The following is a 17,259-nucleotide window of genomic DNA, read 5'->3' as shown; positions in this document are numbered from 1 at the left end:
AAGGAATCCCAATTTTTTTATATATTTTTGCATTAATTATGCAGGCAAACTTTACGCTAAAACTTAACCAAATGCTAAGAAGAACGATCATCTGTTGCGCGATGATTGGGACAGTGGCGCTTGCATTGGCCAGTAGCGGAGGTGGTGGTGGAAAGAAGAATGCTAACCAGTCGGTAGCTCCGCTCAAGGCAGAATTTACTCCAATCAGAACAACCAACGGTTTCACACTGAAAGCGGGTCCATTCTACACCGGAAGTCAGCTTTCCGGCAGCGAAAGACTCAGAAGTTATGTTACTTATAACTCAGTGGTTACCTACGAACAGGGCAACAAAATATTCATCCTTCCTAATCAGGTGAGGATCAATACAAACAAGCCGATGTTCCGCTCAAACCTCAATGTAATCGACCTTCGGGTCCGTCTGCGGAAGTAACCGCACTGATGAGAAAAATTACTCTGGCAGCATGCCGTGCTTCGGGAGAAGCAGGTATTTGTCCCAAAAAATATTGCCAGCCTTCGGGCTGGCATTTTTATTTGATGCTGTTAAGCTATTGCTGATCTTCTTTGTCCTTTTCTCCCTGCAACTATTGCTATTCTTTTACCCTGCTCAGGCACGCCTCCGGCAGTTTTCTGCACATTCAACGCAGGTATTCAACAGGTAATAACCAATTGAGTAGCATAAATTTATGGAGATGAGGTGCTCCTGATGTGGACTTGATGCCGATTCCAAGTGTTTCGGGTATGAAAATCAGCCAGATAGGCACCTGATCACTCCCTACATGCTTGCTTTCTTACTTTCCTCGTAGGTAAGCTCCCTGTACCCCGTCTTCGGCAGGTCGAACTTCGACGCCGGCACCGGGTTCATATTGATATTGCTCACCGTGTATTTGATGGTAAGATTCCCCTGAACCAACTCATACTCCAGCGGCAGGCCATTGAGGTTCCTGAACTGATAATCATAATCGCGGTTCTCCGGAATTAAATCAGCAGTGTAGTAAACGGTAAAAACTGTTCCATCATTCAGTGTGGCAGTTGCCTTGGTACACTTGTACCCTGCGATGGTTTTGGTCTCAGTGGTATTTGCAAAGCTGATACCATTATATCTTTTATTCTTTTCAGCCCAGTTTGCAGACGTCATGCGGATCAGCAGCTTCTGGCCGCTCACCTCACGCAGTACCACTGCCGTACCGGTTTTTGAATCGTGAATTGTTGTAGAAGAAAATAAAGCGCTCACCATTTCCGAACGGCTGAGATTGCCTTTGATGTATACCGTAGTTGTAGCGCCATCGAATGCATCGGCCAGTTTGGGGTCTGCATTGCCGGTAGATACAAATGCATCGTAGACCAGCGTCAGTTCCGATACTTTTTTCTGCGCCATGGCAGATACCGTGAACAGTAAACAAACGAATGCTAAAAGGGTAGTTTTTTTCATGATGCCTTGCACGTTGATTATAACCAGTAAGACGCGGTTATTCGCCTTAACCGTTGTCTAAAGTAATAATAAAAAACAGATTTATAACAAGATAGGTGATTGCAACAGAAAAGGGCCCGCAGTTTTAACAACTGCCAGGCCCCTTTTAATATGGAGTTTACCTTCTACACTACCGTTTAATGAACTTCTCGTGATACAGCGTGCCATCTTACAGTTTTATCTGCAAAATGTAAGCGGCCTTGCTGAATCTGTTCATATTCATTTTAAATGTATTTGATCCGGCAGCAGATCTGAACATGGCTGCTCCCATTGTATTTTTCCGGCTGCATCCAGAATGGTTGTCGGGAGGGTTACATTCTAACGGTTACAATCTAAGAGTGCAGTGTCATGCTGAGTTGCTGTTTTTTTCCTGATCATAGATTTACGAAAAGTAAAAGGGTGCCTCCTTATCAGAAGCACCCTTTTTTATATGAGTGTGTGTTAAAAGCCTTGTTCGTGTATTATTTCCGTTGGAAATTGATAGCGCTACCCAGCAATCCACCCAATCCCAGCCTCAATCCTACCTGTCCTTTATGCCCATTGAGATAACTGGCCACCACATCTACACGCAATACTTTGAAGATATTCTCCAGTCCTGCAAATACTTCCACATAGTTGTTGTTTCGATCCACAAAGAAAGCATTGCCGCCGCCTACCAAATGCCAGTTCAGTCTCTTGAACAAAGGAATCTTATTCGTGAGCATTCCATTGAAATGATGCTCCAGATGGCCTGTTGCATAGAAAGATGCTGTTGTACTGTTTGCATAATACGGAGCCAGCTGAAAGCTGTTCAGGTACTCGCTCGCAAACAGCAACTGATTGCCATTGAAGTGCTGATAATCCTGAATCGGAACTTTCCGGTCGTTGATAAAACCGCCAATGGATAATCGATATTTCATCATTCCACGCAATTTGAAATTCATATCGTCTGAAACGGAGAATTTCCATTTATCGAAGTCCACATCACTTCCCAATACTTTCTCTATCCCCTTGTGATAACTTAAAGTGAAGGTGGGATATTTGGAGCCAACAGCCTGCTTTCCGTTCGGATATTCGATGAACTGCTGACCGGGTTTGTATTCCAGCTTTACACTTGCCACTACAGCCTGATGTCTGGTGAACTGAGTAACCAGTTTTTCAGTTGGGTAGTTGGGAGTGAAGATCTTATTCCTGTCTTTGAAAATCGAGTAGTCGGTGGTATTCTCCAGCGGCATGCGATCTTCGTACAATACACCTGCTGAAAAGCGGAGATCGTTATCGAAACGTTTGTTGTAGATCAGTTCGCCGAAATAGTTCTCATAGATCTTCATGTAGTTGCGGCGATCGAATAAAGTGTACACACTATTGAACAGCGGCCATATCGGATTAGCCTGATTGAACTGGCTTACACGCTTACCTCCGTTCAGCGTCCATGAACTGTTTTCAGAAGTGATGCCATCTCCGTCGCGTTCGAATTTCTTCTTCGCAAAAATCAATGTACCCCATGCATTCAGGTGCGTGTTGCTGAATCCGTACCGGAGGTTCGGCGTAAAACTCAGTACAGATCCTGCTTTGGGCCACCAGCGCCGGTATGTGGCGCTCACTCCTGCCACCAATCCTTCAACAGTATTGTATTGAACCTGCTTCAGCAGCGGCTTCCAGGTGATTTCAGCAGGACGCTCCTTATTGAAATTATAGCGGCGCAATCCATCGGCCCAGAATACTTTATCGAGCGTGATCTTGCCCTGATTTCTGCGCATGGAATCGATATAAGCCGGCGACCACACGGAGTCTCTGCGGTACGCAAGCAAACTGTCTTTTACTTTGTAGTCTTTGAGTTCTTCGGGCTCAAGTGCAACCGGACGAATAGAATCCCAGTATGCTTTTGATTTCTTGTTCACGCTCGTATCATAGCGAACGATCACGTTGTTGAAATATTTCTTCTCGAACTGCGGCCTCAGTTCGTATTTGTTGTACACGTTGAGGAAGGTACCCACCGCATCGATGCCCAGTTGATTGAACGTGAAATACACCGTCTGATCTTTGGTTTGCCATACATCTTTCGAAACGGGTACATGAATCTGACGGATGGTCATCGTATCCAGCATTTCGAGCTGCGATTGTTTGGTGAGCATCAGTTCGAGACTGTGAATGCGCCAATCGTTCTCCGTAATATTGATGGTGCCCGAAAACAGTGGCTCGAAATTCCGGCGGGGGATCACTTTTATCTGATTCACTTCTTTTCCATCTTCCCAGAAAGATCCGAGGTATTGATATTTATAATAGTTCAATGCGCCGTCAGCAATGGGCGATACAAATCCGCGCGGATTCAGCTGATCGGATAATACGTTCACATTGTTCTTGTAAAAATTGATGAAGGTGGGGAAGTTGAAACCATAGCCGCCTGAGCCGCTTTCGCGCCCCGACAGCACTTCCAGTTTTATCTTTCCCGGTTTTTTGAAACCAATCTTAGTGAGCGATTCAGAGAGATGGATGATGCCTTTCCCTGCGGAGTCAACGCCCATCTCCTGCTTGTTTTTGTCTTCGATCTTCATACCGAAAACACGCTTGGGGAGTTTGCGGGTCTTCATCAGTGTTTTGATATAAGCCTCACAGGTAAAAGAGTCCAGCGGTTCGAGGTAATCTTTCCGCTTGCGGATGGCATTGCGGATGATCTCATAGGCCGGATCTTCTGCATTGGCCCGCACCACTACTTCGTTCATGGTGGTTTGCTGAACAACTAAACTGAAGTCGGTTGTTACAGCACTGTTGCCGGCTTCGAGTTTCACGGCTTTTTCTGCGCGCGCATAGCCGATATACTGGCAAACCAATGTGTAGCTGCCGGCATCGAGATCGAGAAAATATACACCCTGATTATTGGTGGTGGTTCCCTTGGTAGAACCTTTTACGAATACGGATGCATAAGGAAGCACTTCGCCTTTTTCGTTGGTAACTCTGCCGGTTATGCGGCCGGCCTGCGAATCCATGAAAGAGAAAATAAGCAGTAGAAGGAATATAGTTGGTCTCATGTGGCACATGAGACGGATGGCCAATAAAAATGTTACAGTAACCACTTGTTAAAATCCTGCAAAGGAAATATTAAGAAGTGCTTTTTCGACGTATCTCATCAAATGTCCCGAATATGAAGGGGCTGCCTGAAAAGTGCAGCCCCTTTTGAAAGGATCATTTTCCATTTAACATGGGAATGGAAGCAGCTATTTTTTCAACCATTCTTCAATCAGAATGGCAAGTGCCTCATCACTGGGACGTGGCGAATCTGTTGTAATAACATTTCCTGACCGGTCGAACAGCAAATACCGCGGAATAGCGCTGGTCTTATACACGGAGCTGAATTCATTTTTTGTTCCGATATGCAGCTGAAGGCCTTTCAGTTTCTTTTCTGCCATATATTTTTTCCAGGCAGTCTTATCCTCATCGATTGACAGACCGGTAAAAACGATATCTTTCCCCGCAAACCGTTCAGTCAGCTTTTCCCAGTAAGGTTCTTCTTTTTTGCAGGGGCCGCACCAGGTAGCCCAGCAATCGACCAGAACCAGTTTCCCTGCCAGTTGTTTCAGTTGAATTGTATTTCCTGCACTATCTGTTGCAGAAAAATTATATCCTTTCATTCCTGGCTTGAATGGTTCGAGGGCCTGCAGTTGTTTTAATTTCTCCCTTTCCTGATTGGCAGTGATCATGAATTTTCCAAAGAGGTCGAGATATTGCTGGTATTCATCATACCCCTTCACAGATGCCATTCTTTCCAATGCAAGATCTCCTTTGAGTGTATCATTCGAAACCATTGAAAGGATGCCAGAAAACCCTTTGGGTCCGCCACCCGGAATAATCCCTTTCTGTCTCATCGCAGTCATCAGAACTGAACTGAGCGTGCGGTTACCCCACGGATAATTGTAAAACGATGCTGCATGGCTTGTCAGTTCTTCCACTCTGATGGTATTGTAGTAAGCGCTGAACTGCGCCACTTCGGGATGTACCGATCTGGGCGTGTTGAGAAACTGATTACTGTAATTCAGCAGATCCATCGATACCAGTTCTTTCAATTGGCGGGAGAACGGTGTATTTCTGTTTGCATGGGCTTTGAGGAAAACCTGTGCATCATTCACTAATTTTTCCAGCTGCGGAAAAAAGTCAGTGAAAGTGCTGCTGTTCCGGGAGAAATTAACAGACTTCTGGTACACCTGATCAGCCATTGTCTGCCAATCGTGAACGATCTTGCTTTCGCGGGTATTCTTTGTTCCGGAAAGCGAATAATTGTTCTGTTTAATGGATATTTCAAGTTCATCTCCCTCTTTAAGGTAAACAGTATAATTATCGGAGTTGTTTCTTTCATTTCCTGTTCCGATCACATACCAGCCATTGTAAGCAGGAAAGAAATGAAAACCGAATTTCCTGTTCTGCCCTGCCTGGCAGGTAGCAACCTGCACAATCTTTCCGTCTTCCACCCTGAACAACTTTACTACTCCGTCTCCCGCTTTATCGTATGAACCGCTGATGGTTACTGCTTTTTGAGCAGTTGCTTGTTGTGCCACCATCAGTACGATGATCGCAAATATTATTTTTCTGAACATTTTATTTGTATAAATGATATTGATTAAGAGGGTTAATTTTCACGATAGCTCACATCCACTATTTTGCCGAAACCATTATAGCTTCTGTATTTCACTACTGGTGCATTCAGGGCAGGCACTGTATACAGATCAAGCGTTCCCGAATTATCAGGTGATGCGGGATCATAGGATGCCACAACCAGCTTTGAGGTTTCGTCCAGATAGCGGGGGTTCTGAAAATTATACAACAGCCGCTGGAACTTGATGAGGCTAACCGTTCTGCTCCCCATATCAATCACCATTTCATTGGTGTTATCGTATGGGTTGTACCGGTAGATCTTTGACCCCACCAGATAAATCAGGTAACCCTGGCTGTGTTCGATGGCAAACTGAGTGGCCTGCGCTATCATCGGAGCGTAAGTTGTGATCTCATCAAACGCAAGTGGATTGAATACGGTGCCATCGCATTGTATCCTTGCCAGATAAACTTTACCTGAAGAATGTTTCAGCAGTGCATAGGTTTGAAGAGTTACAGCATTGGTGGCACACATATACATCAGATCCATACCCATATTGCCGGGATCAAATTTCGGAGGCAGCGGCGAAGGAGCCAGAGCCGGTACAGATGAAACCTCGTTGCCTTCTTTGTGCTCCATAAACCTCCTGTTCACCACATCATACATCAAAACATACAGACTCGATTGAATGCCTTCCGCATATATCGGAGAGATATTGATCTTTTCGCCGGTGATGGTTCTGTTCACTACCCTGCCATATGCCGTACCCACTGTTGGATATTCATAGGTAAGCTGTCCCAGATTATCATACATATATGAACGGCTTGCGTACAGGGGCTTTACAGATTCTGCATGATAAGGAGGTGGATAATAAACAGACATCGCATCTGCCAGATTGATGTATGAAGTGAATGTGTTGGTTTGCGTATTCACTATGTACGTGTCTTTATCCGTTCCCACTACTACAGTTTTTCCCCGAACATTGGAGAATGCATCGATCCTGTAATAGAAGTTTACAAAGAGTGGCTTCCCTTCAAGTTTAGGACCCGACTGCTGCGTGAAGATATCTTTATAAAGCTGGTATGGTTCATTGTCAGAGAGGTAATTGAGATAATCGAGCCTCGCCTTGCTGTTCGCTTCACTCAGCACCAGCCAGCCATCCGAAATATTGGTGGATACGCGAATGCGGAATTTTGACCGCCACAAAACTCCCGTGCTTTTTTCCGTAACCATAAAATAAACCGTGTAGGCTTCAGTCTGAGAAGGCAATGTAATGATCTCGTGAAGCTCGGGTTTATCCGACAACACCAGCTGGTTATCATTTGCCACCTGCCATTTGAACGAATAATTATTCCTGTCAAAGTTCTTGTCCTGCGAGAACTGTAGCTCCGGTGTAATATCCAGATTTCCTCCCCTCAATACCGTATACTCATCACTGATGCCATTGATGGTACATTGATTGATCTCTTTATAATCATAATTGCCCAGATCTTTACTGCATGCAGTAACCAACAGCAGCAGCAGACAGATGATGCCGCAATGGCCTGATAATTTATTTTGCATAATGGTTTGATAAATGTTGAAGAACTATTGAACACCGGCGCCCATTTTCATTTTTGTTACGCCATCCGCCTCATACACGGTATTATTTTCTGCTTCCATCCTGTTGAGCCAGGCCTGCATGCCAAATCCCCAACCAGACAGGCGATAATAATTTCCACCGGTGGTGAACCAGTTTGGCGATACCACTTCTTCTACCTTCAGATTGAAACGGTTGATCAGTAACTGAAATTTCAATGAGCTGAAAGTGCCGAGATAATTAAAGGTCCAGCTGTAATAAGGGCTTTTTTCCATCCAGAAAGGAGGAGGTCCCGCAATATCATCCGAACTGATCTGCAAACGGTTGAAATGATATTCCGTTACTGTACCGGCAGTGATCACTGTTCTGGTAAGCATATTGTTTTCAAAATGTTCATTCGGTTGCAACTGGAGATACAGAAAAACAGGTGCTGTTTTCAATACTGGTGTTCTGTTCAATTGAATCAGAATAGTGTCTGCTACTTTTCCTTTTCTGATACTGGTTTCTGTATTGAGTATTTTATAGTCCACCTCTTTTTTCATGGTGCTGCTGTCTGCAATCACCAGTTTGTAAGGTCTGTCGAAATCTTTGGGTGCTCCAATGGCGCGTATCACTACTCTCAGGGTGGTTTGAGTTACAGCTGATTTATCATAACCAAATGAGTAACTGAGCTGATTGGTGCTTTCAGCAAGCGGGAAGTAGATACTGTTGCCGGAAGCCTCATCATCATACACCTGTAGTCTGTCTTTTTTGCAGGCAGTAAGCAGGCAGAAAAAGAAGCCAGCCAGGTAAACAAATGAATATTTCATGAGTTTCTTTTTTTCAGGATGAAAAATATTATCGGGGATCTGTTTCTGAAAAAGGAACAGGGAAAGTATAGTTTGCTGCATTGATCGCCATTGAACCATTGTTTTTGGCAGCAATGATGGAAGTAGCACCGGTTCTCTTGTAGAAAAAGAAAAGCTGTCCTTCTCCATAGAATTCCTTCCTGTATTCTTTCAGGATCGCCTGCGTTAATTGCGCAGTGGTGGAAGAAGGCGATAGCGGGTTTGTATTGCGATGGCCTTTCAGTTCATTGAGGTAACCAATAGCTGAAGGAAGATCGGGTTCACACTCCGCAGCTATGAGGTACATTTCTCCCATCCTGATCAAGGGCACTGTTCTGTTGGCTGCCAGTCCACTGCTTGGTAAATCCTGATATTTGAAGAAAGTAGGGAATGGTCTGCCGGCTACCTTCCAGCTGTATTGACTCCTGTAATCGAGCGGAGATCCTTCAAATACGGTGTTGTTGATGAAAGTGCCGCTGATATTCGGCGCCAGAATATCAGCATCGAACAAAGTGGGACTGAACTTTGCATTGAACACATCATTCAATATCGGGTTCTCCACTGCAAAGATCAGTTCGGTAGAGAATATCTTGTTGCAGGTAGAAGGTGTGCTGAGGTCTGCCGGTAAGATCCATCTGAACTTCGGCTGCACACTGATCAGGAATTTCGCTTCTTCCAGTGCATCGGCAGTTTTACCCATCCACAGATAAGCGCGTGCTTTGAGTGCGCGCACGGCATAATAATTCATAAAGTAGTTGCGCTTTGTGCGACTATTGTCCGGACCAGTGGTCTCTGCACTAACCCTGCTCTGACTTACAGCCGCATCATTTTTCAGCAACAGTTCTTCAGCAGTTTTCAGATCGTTCAGAATTTGCTGCATAATATCATTGGTGGCCGTATACGAACGGATATCCGGTGTTATCTTATCGTAATAGGGAATCACTTTGTTTACAGAATCGGGCGAAGTATACTTTGGTGTGAACATCCTTACCAGATCTAGATAATAGAAGGCACGCAGTCCGTAAGCTTCTCCCAGATACCGGCCTTTGAGTGTTTCAGAAATCCGGTTACCGTACTGGTCGAGGCTCTGGATGAATTTGTTCACATTGGCAATCTGCGTATATAATGCCCCCCATGTATTTGAGATAAAATCCCGGGCATTGCCATCTGCGTAATTGAAATTGGCAATTGCATATTCCTTATTCTGCGAGCTGACAAGATATAATTGCGCAAGAATGTCCATGGTGGTCATGGTGAGGTTTCTGCCGTAAAGTTCATTGCTGCCGTTTCTGATATAGAAACCATTTGCAACGTCTGCAAACCCCTGTGGTGTGGAAAGCAACTGGTCTTCTGTAGTACGGTCCTCAGGTTTAACATCCAGCCACTTGCTGCACGAAGCCATCAGAAAGCAAATAAACAGTAATGTATAGGTGATATATTTCATTGCTCTTGTTTGGAAATTATTTGAATGAAGCCCTGATACTGGCGGATATGGAACGTGCAAAAGGATATTCAATGCCGCGCTCTGCTTGGATACCCGACCAATAAAAGAGCTGATTGCTCACCAACTGGATACTGAGCATGGAGAGCCCTGCCTTATCGAGCCAGCGGCCTGATTTGAATTCGTATCCCATAGAAACAGATTCACCGGAAAGAGAATTCTCTGTTTGAATGAACCTTGAAGTGATCGGAGTTGTGCTGGTAGCAGAGATGGCTTTGAATTCAGTTTGATCGCCCGGTTGTTTCCAGCGATCGTACAATGCCCGTTTATCCTGATTGTATGCGAGTGAAGCATAAGATATGTTCTCCACCTTCTGATACAGGGCCTGATTGAACCATCCTCTGTTGAGAATGTACCTGAAGTAAAAGCCCAGAGAAAATCCTTTGAAATTTACGGAGGATGAGATCACTCCTTCTACCCCCGGCCTGCTGCTGCCCACCACATCGATGTCTGCTGCATCATACACGAAAGTCTGCTGGCCGTTCTTTTTCAGCAATACTTCTCTGCCGGTTGCGGGGTCGATGCCGAGCGATTTCACAGCCCAGATATCATAAACGCTGTATCCATCCATGAAACGGGTCAGGGCCTTGCTTTCTTTCAATTCTTTATTCAACCCCAGCAGACTGTTATTGAATTTATCATACCGCTGTGTAAGACCGGCGCCACTTACACTGATATTCCATACAAATACCCCGGGCCTGAACACGGGAGCATAACTGAGCGTTCCTTCCCATCCGCGAACGCGCGACTGCCCTACATTGAACGGATAGTTATTCAAACCAGTTGAAGAAGGTAAAGTGATGGACACTATCTGCGGATCTGTGAGCTTCTCATAAGCATTCAACTGAAGTGTGAGGCGGTTGTTCCATAATCCAAGATCCATCCCCAGACTGGTTTGCAGGGTATTCTGCCATTTAAGGTCCGGACTTCCCAGAGCAGACAGAAAAACTCCCTGTCCGTTACTGTTGATATTGGGGAAATACTTGTATACCGGATCACTGATGATCATCGAAAAATTCTGGTTGCCGGTAAGGCCCATATTGCCCCTCAGCCGCAGGGTAGACAGGTGAGGATATCTTTTCAGGAACCTTTCATTGTGCAGGTTCCAGCTCAGACCTCCTGAATAGAAAGGAGAAAAACGATGACTGGCCCCGAAAGAAGTAGAACCATCCATGCTGGCTGTGAAGTCTGCATTGTAACGGTTATCATAAGAATAATTCACTGTTCCCACAAAAGATGCCCTTCTGCTGATGACGCTGCTGGCAGCAGGCGCACTGCCCGACTGGTATCCGTACGCAAAAGCCGGATTGCCGTTGCCGGAATTAGGGAAGCCCACGGCAACATAGCCATTTCTCTTATCTGTGTTCTCCGATGCTTCCGTTCTTACAAAAGCATTCAGATTATGCACCTGCCCGAAATACCTGAAGAAGGTAAGAGAGGCATTCACTGTATAACTGAATCTGTCGATCGATTTAAAATCGAGGGAACCTCTTTTAACAGGGTCCGATTCGTCTTTGAAAGATGTATGAAGCGGAGATAAAAAGATGTTCTGATCTGCCGTTGTCTTCATGATCTGGGCATTGGTCTGAAACCGCAGCGAACGGCTGAGATCGATGGTCATCTGAAAGTTGTTCTGCAGCGCAAATGTTTTGGTTTTATCGAAACTGGGCAGACTTGCATTGTAGAATGGATTGGTTACCTGACTGTAAACACTGGCATCAGCCGTAATGAAACGTTCAAGGAACATATTATCTGACGACAGTGGCCGATAATAAGGATTGGTATTTACCCAGCTGGAGAACTTACCGTAGGGAGATTCTTTTTCCTGTGATCCGCTGAGATAGATCCTGTTGGAGACATTCACATTTTTTTTCCGGAAGGTGATCCCCAGATTGGCGCCCCAGTCTTTCTTCTCCGATCCGATCATAGTGGCATTGTTGCTGCGCACATTTGCACCGATCTCGTATCTGACAATATTATCGCCACCAGTTGCATTCAGTGAATGACGGTGCGAAAAACCAGTACGCAACGGCTTGCTCATCCAATACGTGTTCACGCCCCGCAGTACTTCCTGCAACCTGTAACTATACAGGCTGTCGAGCACCAGCTGACGATCTGAAATATCCCTTGTATCATCATAAGCACCGGATAATTTCTCGAACTCCAGTTTCTCTTTTGCATTCATCATATTGTAACTCGAAAGATCCGGAAGCTCAAGCCGGAGGTCCGATGTATAACTGAGCCTTACTTTTCCGGGTACCGGTTTTTTGGTTTCCACCACCACCACTCCGTTGGAGGCCCTGGAACCGTACATGGCAGTAGAAGCAGCATCTTTGAGAATGGTAACAGAGGCAACCGTATTCATGTCGAGGTCGGCGATGGTTTTGAGTGATGTTTCAAAGCCATCGAGGATAAAAAGCGGCTGGTTGGGATCGTTGGTGAATTTATCTCTGACAGTGGCGGTGGAAATGCTCGTTTGCCCGCGCAGTTCAATTACCGGAAGGGTATTGGGATTGGAGCCTGCCAGATTATTATCGATGAATACAAATGAAGGGTCTAACGAACGCAGGCTTTGCAATACATTGAGGTTCCCTATCGATTTCAGCTTATCGCCACTGTACGAAGCAGCAGCTCCGGTGAAACTTTCTTTTCTGCGCTCCATCATTCCGGTTACCACCACTTTGTCCATCGCCTTCTCATCGGCAACCAATGCAATGAGCAGCGGACCCTGAGAACTTACCTTAACTTCTCTGGTAACATATCCGATAAAACTGATCTGAAGCATTTCTCCCAGGCTTACCCTGATGGAAAAATTTCCTTTACTATCGGTAGCTACTATGCGCTTTTTGTTTCCTTTGGAAGCAATGGTTGCGCCGCTGAGAGGAAGACCGGCAGAATCGGTTACTTTTCCCGTAAGAACGATGCTGTCTGCCTCCAGGGATAAACGCTGTACAGGAAGCAGCTCTGGCCTGATGGTCCTTTTCAGTTCGAGCAGAATATTCTTTCCATCGATCACAAAGCCGATCGCCTGTTCATCGAGGATCAGCTTCATGAAGTCTGTGAGGTTCACATTCCGGGCATTGACGGTAACGTTCTTTGCATCCCGCAATAATCGGGCATTTCCGAATACCGTATAGCCGGTCTGTTCTTTGATCACACGGAATAGCTGTTTTAGCGGCACATCTTTTCCGGTGTAGCTCACCTGTTGCGAATGACCTGAGGCATGCGCTGCCGTCAATGCTACAGTGAATAGTAATGCGGTCAATTTCATTACCAGCAGAGTTTTGGTGAATAGGGGATTACACAGCCATCGTCTGGTCAGGACAATAGCTGTCCTTCCATCCCGGGAAGGATTTTTTTCCATAATTTGCATTTGGTTTGGTTGTTAGTAAATCGTTCTCTAAGCGAAATATTACAGTAACTGAACTTACCGGCAGTGGCTCCAATCACTTCCGGTTTTTTTATATCGTTTTCTCAGATCATTCGATGATCAGTTTTCTCCCATCCATTCTGAAATGAAGACCTGACTTTTCCAATGCGCGGATCATACCTTCCATGGAGGTAGATTGGCTCAATTCTCCGAAGAAGGTAAAGTCAGGGATCTTTGCAGGATAAATCACTTCTATATCGTACCAGCGTTCCAGCTGTTTCATAGCTTCGATAAGGGTAGCACCTTCAAAATTGAAGAGTCCATTCTTCCAGGCAAGTACTTTACTGATATCGGGATTGCTGACCAGCTGCAATTCATCTGTCAGCTTTGCCTGCTGCCCAGGTTTCAGTTTCAACGCATGTTTTGAAAAATTTTCTCCGGGTTTACCGGTTATCTTCTGCAACTCCACTGCTCCTTCAATCAGTGTGGTATTGATGCTTCCATCATCCTTGTAGGCATTCACATTGAATTGAGTGCCCAAAACATTCACTTCGGCTTCGTCAGTTACTGATACACGAAAGGGTTTGGCAGCATTCTTTGCTACATCGAAATAGGCTTCACCTTTCATGCTCACGCGTCGTTCGGGGCCCGTGAAGAAAGTGGGATACGTAATAGAACTGCCTGAGTTGAGCCAAACTCTTGTGCCATCGGGCAGTTGCACATGAAATTGTCTGCCACGGGGAGTTTCGAGCGTATTGAGTGCAGCCTGCGATGCCAGCGCAGCATCATATCGTAAACTGCCATTATGCAGCAGTACACTTGTTCCTTTTTGTTGTGCAACCACTCCGTTCCCGGCACTGTCCAGTACCAGAATGCTGCCGTCGGCCAGTGTAAGCTTAGCGCCGCTTCTGCCCGGCTCCACCTTATTCTCAGCAGACACTTTTACAATTGTTGGCCGGGCTGAATGCCGGTTCATCAACCAGTAAAAAGTTGAAAGGACAGCAAGCAGTATGGCAGCTGCTGCTATTCGGCGGATGCCTCGCCATCCGATGAAGAATTTCCGGGTTTGCAGCACCGTTGGTTCATTGTTCACTGCACTAACCTTGTCTGCATTGATGATCATATCCGCTACCTGCATCCACTTCTCTCTGTTGAAAGGCACAGGGTCGAACGGGGTATTCATCACTAACTGATCTTCTGCATATCCGATGGATTGATCAGTATCATCCTGCTCAAGCAATAACTTCAGTTCGTCCATCTCTGCGATGGTGGCAGATTGCGATGAAAGCTGATCCAGTAAATAATGCAGTCTTGTATTGAGCTCCACAGTAATGGTTTGGTGTTATTGATCGGTAGCCGGAAAAACTTCCGGTCTGTTATTACCAGACAAACGGGAGATGGAACAGTACCGAAAAAAGGAAAGATTTTTTTAGAGAAGGTGGAAGAAGGCAATCAGCCATCCCAAATGGCCAGACTGCTGCAATGTTTCCCTGATAGATTTCAATGCCATTACCAGCAGGTTCTTAACGGTACTCACAGCCAGGTTCATTTCAGCAGCGATCTCAGAAATAGTGAGCCCCTGCTCGCGGCTCATGCGATAGATCTGCTTTTGTTTCTCCGGCAGGCTTTGTACAGCCTTATTCACAAGGTGAAGCAACTGCTGAAAATCGATGGTTTCATTGCCTGTTATGCCATGCAATTTCTCTTCGTGATTGTAATGCACTTCACGGATCACCTGCTGATGCAGTTTTTGCCTTCGTTGAAAATTCAATGCCTGATAAAATCCGATTTTCATGATCCATGCACCAGGATTATGCAGGTTGGTCATCTGATCACGCGCCACCCAGATCTTCAGAAATGCTTCCTGAACAAGATCATCTGCAACAGTTGCAGAACCGGTGATACGGGTGATCATTGCCTGCAGGCGTGGCACATAGAGTTCAAACAACTCCCTGAATGCACATTCATTTCCGGAAGCAACCCGCAGATAAAGATCATGCTGATATGAAGAAGGAAGAGTCAAGCGGTTAGTTCAGACATTATTCTGCTAAAATATACAATTCGATGGAAAGGCAATAAGTAAAAAGGTGCGCCAAATGGCACACCTTTCCGGAATATATTCTGTTCTAAAACTTATTTCCTTTGTTTCGCTTTCTCTTCCTGCATTTTCTTCTGTTGTTCCTGCATCTGGCTCAGACGCTCCTGCCATTTGCTTTGCGTTTTAGGCTTCTTTCTGTTCTCTTCGATCTTCGCCAGAATTTTGTCGTGATCGATGATGTAGTTCTGAATCACCCACTGCAATGCCAGTGTAATAAGGTTAGACACGGTGTAGTACCATGTTAACGCCGCCGGTAATCCGTTGAACACAAAGAACAACACAAACGGGAAGATATACGGCATGTACTTCAGCATCGGGTTGCCCTGATCCGGAGTCATGTTCATATTGTAGATAGAGATCAGGAAGCTGGTCAACACCGCTGTGATGGTGAACAGACTGATATGCGTTCCTACGCCCCAGATATACGTTTTCCAATGGAACAGTATATCGTAAGAAGCGAGGTTATCGGCCCAGAGGAACTCCTGTCCGCGCAGTGCGATGTTGGAGTTGAAGAAACTATACAATGCAAAGAAGATCGGGATCTGCAACAGTGCAGGGATACATCCTCCCAACGGATTTACACCCGCTTCGCGGAAGAGTTTCATCTGCTCCATGCCTACTGCCTGCTGATCACCACCGAGACGTGCTTTCATCTTCTCGATCTCAGGACGCAATGCTTTCATTTTGGCGCCGCTCAGATAGCTGGTGTACACCAGCGGAGAAGTGATCAGACGAATACAGAGCGTCAGCAATGCAATCACCAGACCGAAGCTGCCGAGGAAACTTCCGAAGAAGTTGAACACCGGCATAATGATGTATTTGTTGATCGGACGAACGAAGGCATACATATCGCGGCCCAGGTTCACGATCTTATCCATCTCAGGAGCATCCTGCGCTTTCAGCACTTTGTAATCGGTAGGTCCGAAATACAACTGCATCGGCAATGTAGCTACTGCGCCAATGGGCAGTTTGCTTTGCAGCGTAGTTGTTACCTGAGCGAGTTCTTTTGTATCGTCTGTTGTAGTGCGGAACCAGTTGATCTCACCGGCAGAGAACTTGTTCTTGCTCACCAGTGTGATGTTGAAGAATTGCTGTGCAACACTCACCCACTCTACTGGCTTCTCGAATTTCTTTTCTGTTTTGGCCATGATGTAGTCGAAACTGTTGTCTTCGTAGAAACAGATATTCGACATCTGGCGCTCGTATCTCAGATCACTCTCATGCTGCATTGGCTTGGACTGCCAGGTGAGGTTGATGGTGTTCTGAGTAAGCAGTTTGTCTGCACCGTTCAGCTGTACGTTCCAGTCGATCATATAAGCGTTGGGCTTCACAACGAAAGTATGCTGAACAGTTCCGTTAACGGTTGGTAACGTAAAAGCAACGGTCTGTGAACCGTCTGCGTTTTTAGCTACAGTGCCTGCAGAGAAATACAGTTCGGCAGTTTGTGATGCCTGATTGGGCGCCACATTCACACCATATGAGATCTTATCGAAGCTACTGCCGTTGAGCACAACGAGTGAGCTGTCGTAAGATTTGTAATTTTTGAGTTCAACTTTTGCGGGTCTTCCACCTTTGTTGGTGAAAGTGATTTTGAGTACTTCGTTCTCAACAACGGTCAGCGCCTCGGTCTGAGGAGTTTGAACGGTTGAGTCGTATGCAGCTGTTTTAGTTGCAGCGTCTTTCAGCGCAGCAATGGAATCAGCTTTGAATTTCACCAGCGCAACAGAGTCTTCAAAACGCTGTTTGGCGAGTTGCGCCTGCTGTGAATTTTTGGTGGAAGTAAACAGGTACACAAATAATAATACGGCTAATAACACAAAGCCAATCACCGTATTGCGGTCCATATTCATT

11 protein-coding genes are annotated in these 17,259 nt (G+C 45.6%); 1 reads left to right on the top strand and 10 read right to left on the bottom strand.

The genetic code is table 11. The features are described from left to right. Positions 1 to 71 precede the first annotated feature (71 nt). Positions 72 to 431, top strand: coding sequence for a hypothetical protein (locus HHL16_RS19305; protein WP_169426985.1), 360 nt, complete (start codon positions 72 to 74; stop codon positions 429 to 431). 342 nt (positions 432 to 773) lie between these two features. On the opposite strand, the gene HHL16_RS19300 is transcribed toward HHL16_RS19305, so the two are convergent. From HHL16_RS19300 to yidC, 10 genes are all read right to left on the bottom strand, one after another. After that, on the bottom strand, positions 774 to 1,430 hold the full coding sequence (locus HHL16_RS19300; RefSeq protein ID WP_169426984.1) for a hypothetical protein: 657 nt from the start codon (positions 1,428 to 1,430) through the stop codon (positions 774 to 776). A 500-nt stretch (positions 1,431 to 1,930) separates the two neighbouring features. Then, the gene (locus tag HHL16_RS19295; RefSeq protein ID WP_169426983.1) at positions 1,931 to 4,477 is read right to left on the bottom strand and encodes a DUF5686 and carboxypeptidase regulatory-like domain-containing protein; all 2,547 of its coding nucleotides are present in this window, start codon (positions 4,475 to 4,477) and stop codon (positions 1,931 to 1,933) included. A gap of 186 nt (positions 4,478 to 4,663) precedes the next feature. Next, positions 4,664 to 6,037, bottom strand: coding sequence for a TlpA disulfide reductase family protein (locus HHL16_RS19290; protein WP_169426982.1), 1,374 nt, complete (start codon positions 6,035 to 6,037; stop codon positions 4,664 to 4,666). Positions 6,038 to 6,069: 32 nt separating this feature from the next. Next, positions 6,070 to 7,596: a PKD-like family lipoprotein gene (locus HHL16_RS19285; protein ID WP_169426981.1), complete on the bottom strand. Its 1,527-nt coding sequence runs from the start codon at positions 7,594 to 7,596 to the stop codon at positions 6,070 to 6,072. 24 nt (positions 7,597 to 7,620) lie between these two features. Further along, a complete protein-coding gene (locus HHL16_RS19280; protein ID WP_169426980.1) occupies positions 7,621 to 8,421 on the bottom strand; it encodes a DUF4843 domain-containing protein in 801 nt (266 codons plus the stop codon). Positions 8,422 to 8,449: 28 nt separating this feature from the next. Further along, entirely contained in the window at positions 8,450 to 9,883 is a 1,434-nt protein-coding gene (locus HHL16_RS19275; RefSeq protein ID WP_169426979.1) for a RagB/SusD family nutrient uptake outer membrane protein, read from the bottom strand. A 16-nt stretch (positions 9,884 to 9,899) separates the two neighbouring features. After that, complete coding sequence (locus HHL16_RS19270; RefSeq protein ID WP_169426978.1) at positions 9,900 to 13,211, bottom strand: SusC/RagA family TonB-linked outer membrane protein; 3,312 nt, start codon at positions 13,209 to 13,211, stop codon at positions 9,900 to 9,902. Between the two features lie 208 nt (positions 13,212 to 13,419). Continuing rightward, entirely contained in the window at positions 13,420 to 14,637 is a 1,218-nt protein-coding gene (locus HHL16_RS19265; RefSeq protein ID WP_169426977.1) for a FecR family protein, read from the bottom strand. A 102-nt stretch (positions 14,638 to 14,739) separates the two neighbouring features. Continuing rightward, positions 14,740 to 15,333, bottom strand: coding sequence for a sigma-70 family RNA polymerase sigma factor (locus HHL16_RS19260; protein WP_169426976.1), 594 nt, complete (start codon positions 15,331 to 15,333; stop codon positions 14,740 to 14,742). Positions 15,334 to 15,443: 110 nt separating this feature from the next. After that, the gene (yidC, locus tag HHL16_RS19255; protein WP_240966270.1) at positions 15,444 to 17,252 is read right to left on the bottom strand and encodes a membrane protein insertase YidC; all 1,809 of its coding nucleotides are present in this window, start codon (positions 17,250 to 17,252) and stop codon (positions 15,444 to 15,446) included. Positions 17,253 to 17,259: the final 7 nt, after the last annotated feature.

Source organism: Pseudoflavitalea sp. G-6-1-2, assembly GCF_012927185.1.
Taxonomy (GTDB): Bacteria; Bacteroidota; Bacteroidia; order Chitinophagales; family Chitinophagaceae; genus Pseudobacter.
Note: the sequence above shows the minus strand (reverse complement) of the source record. Positions and strands in the feature narration are given on the sequence as shown.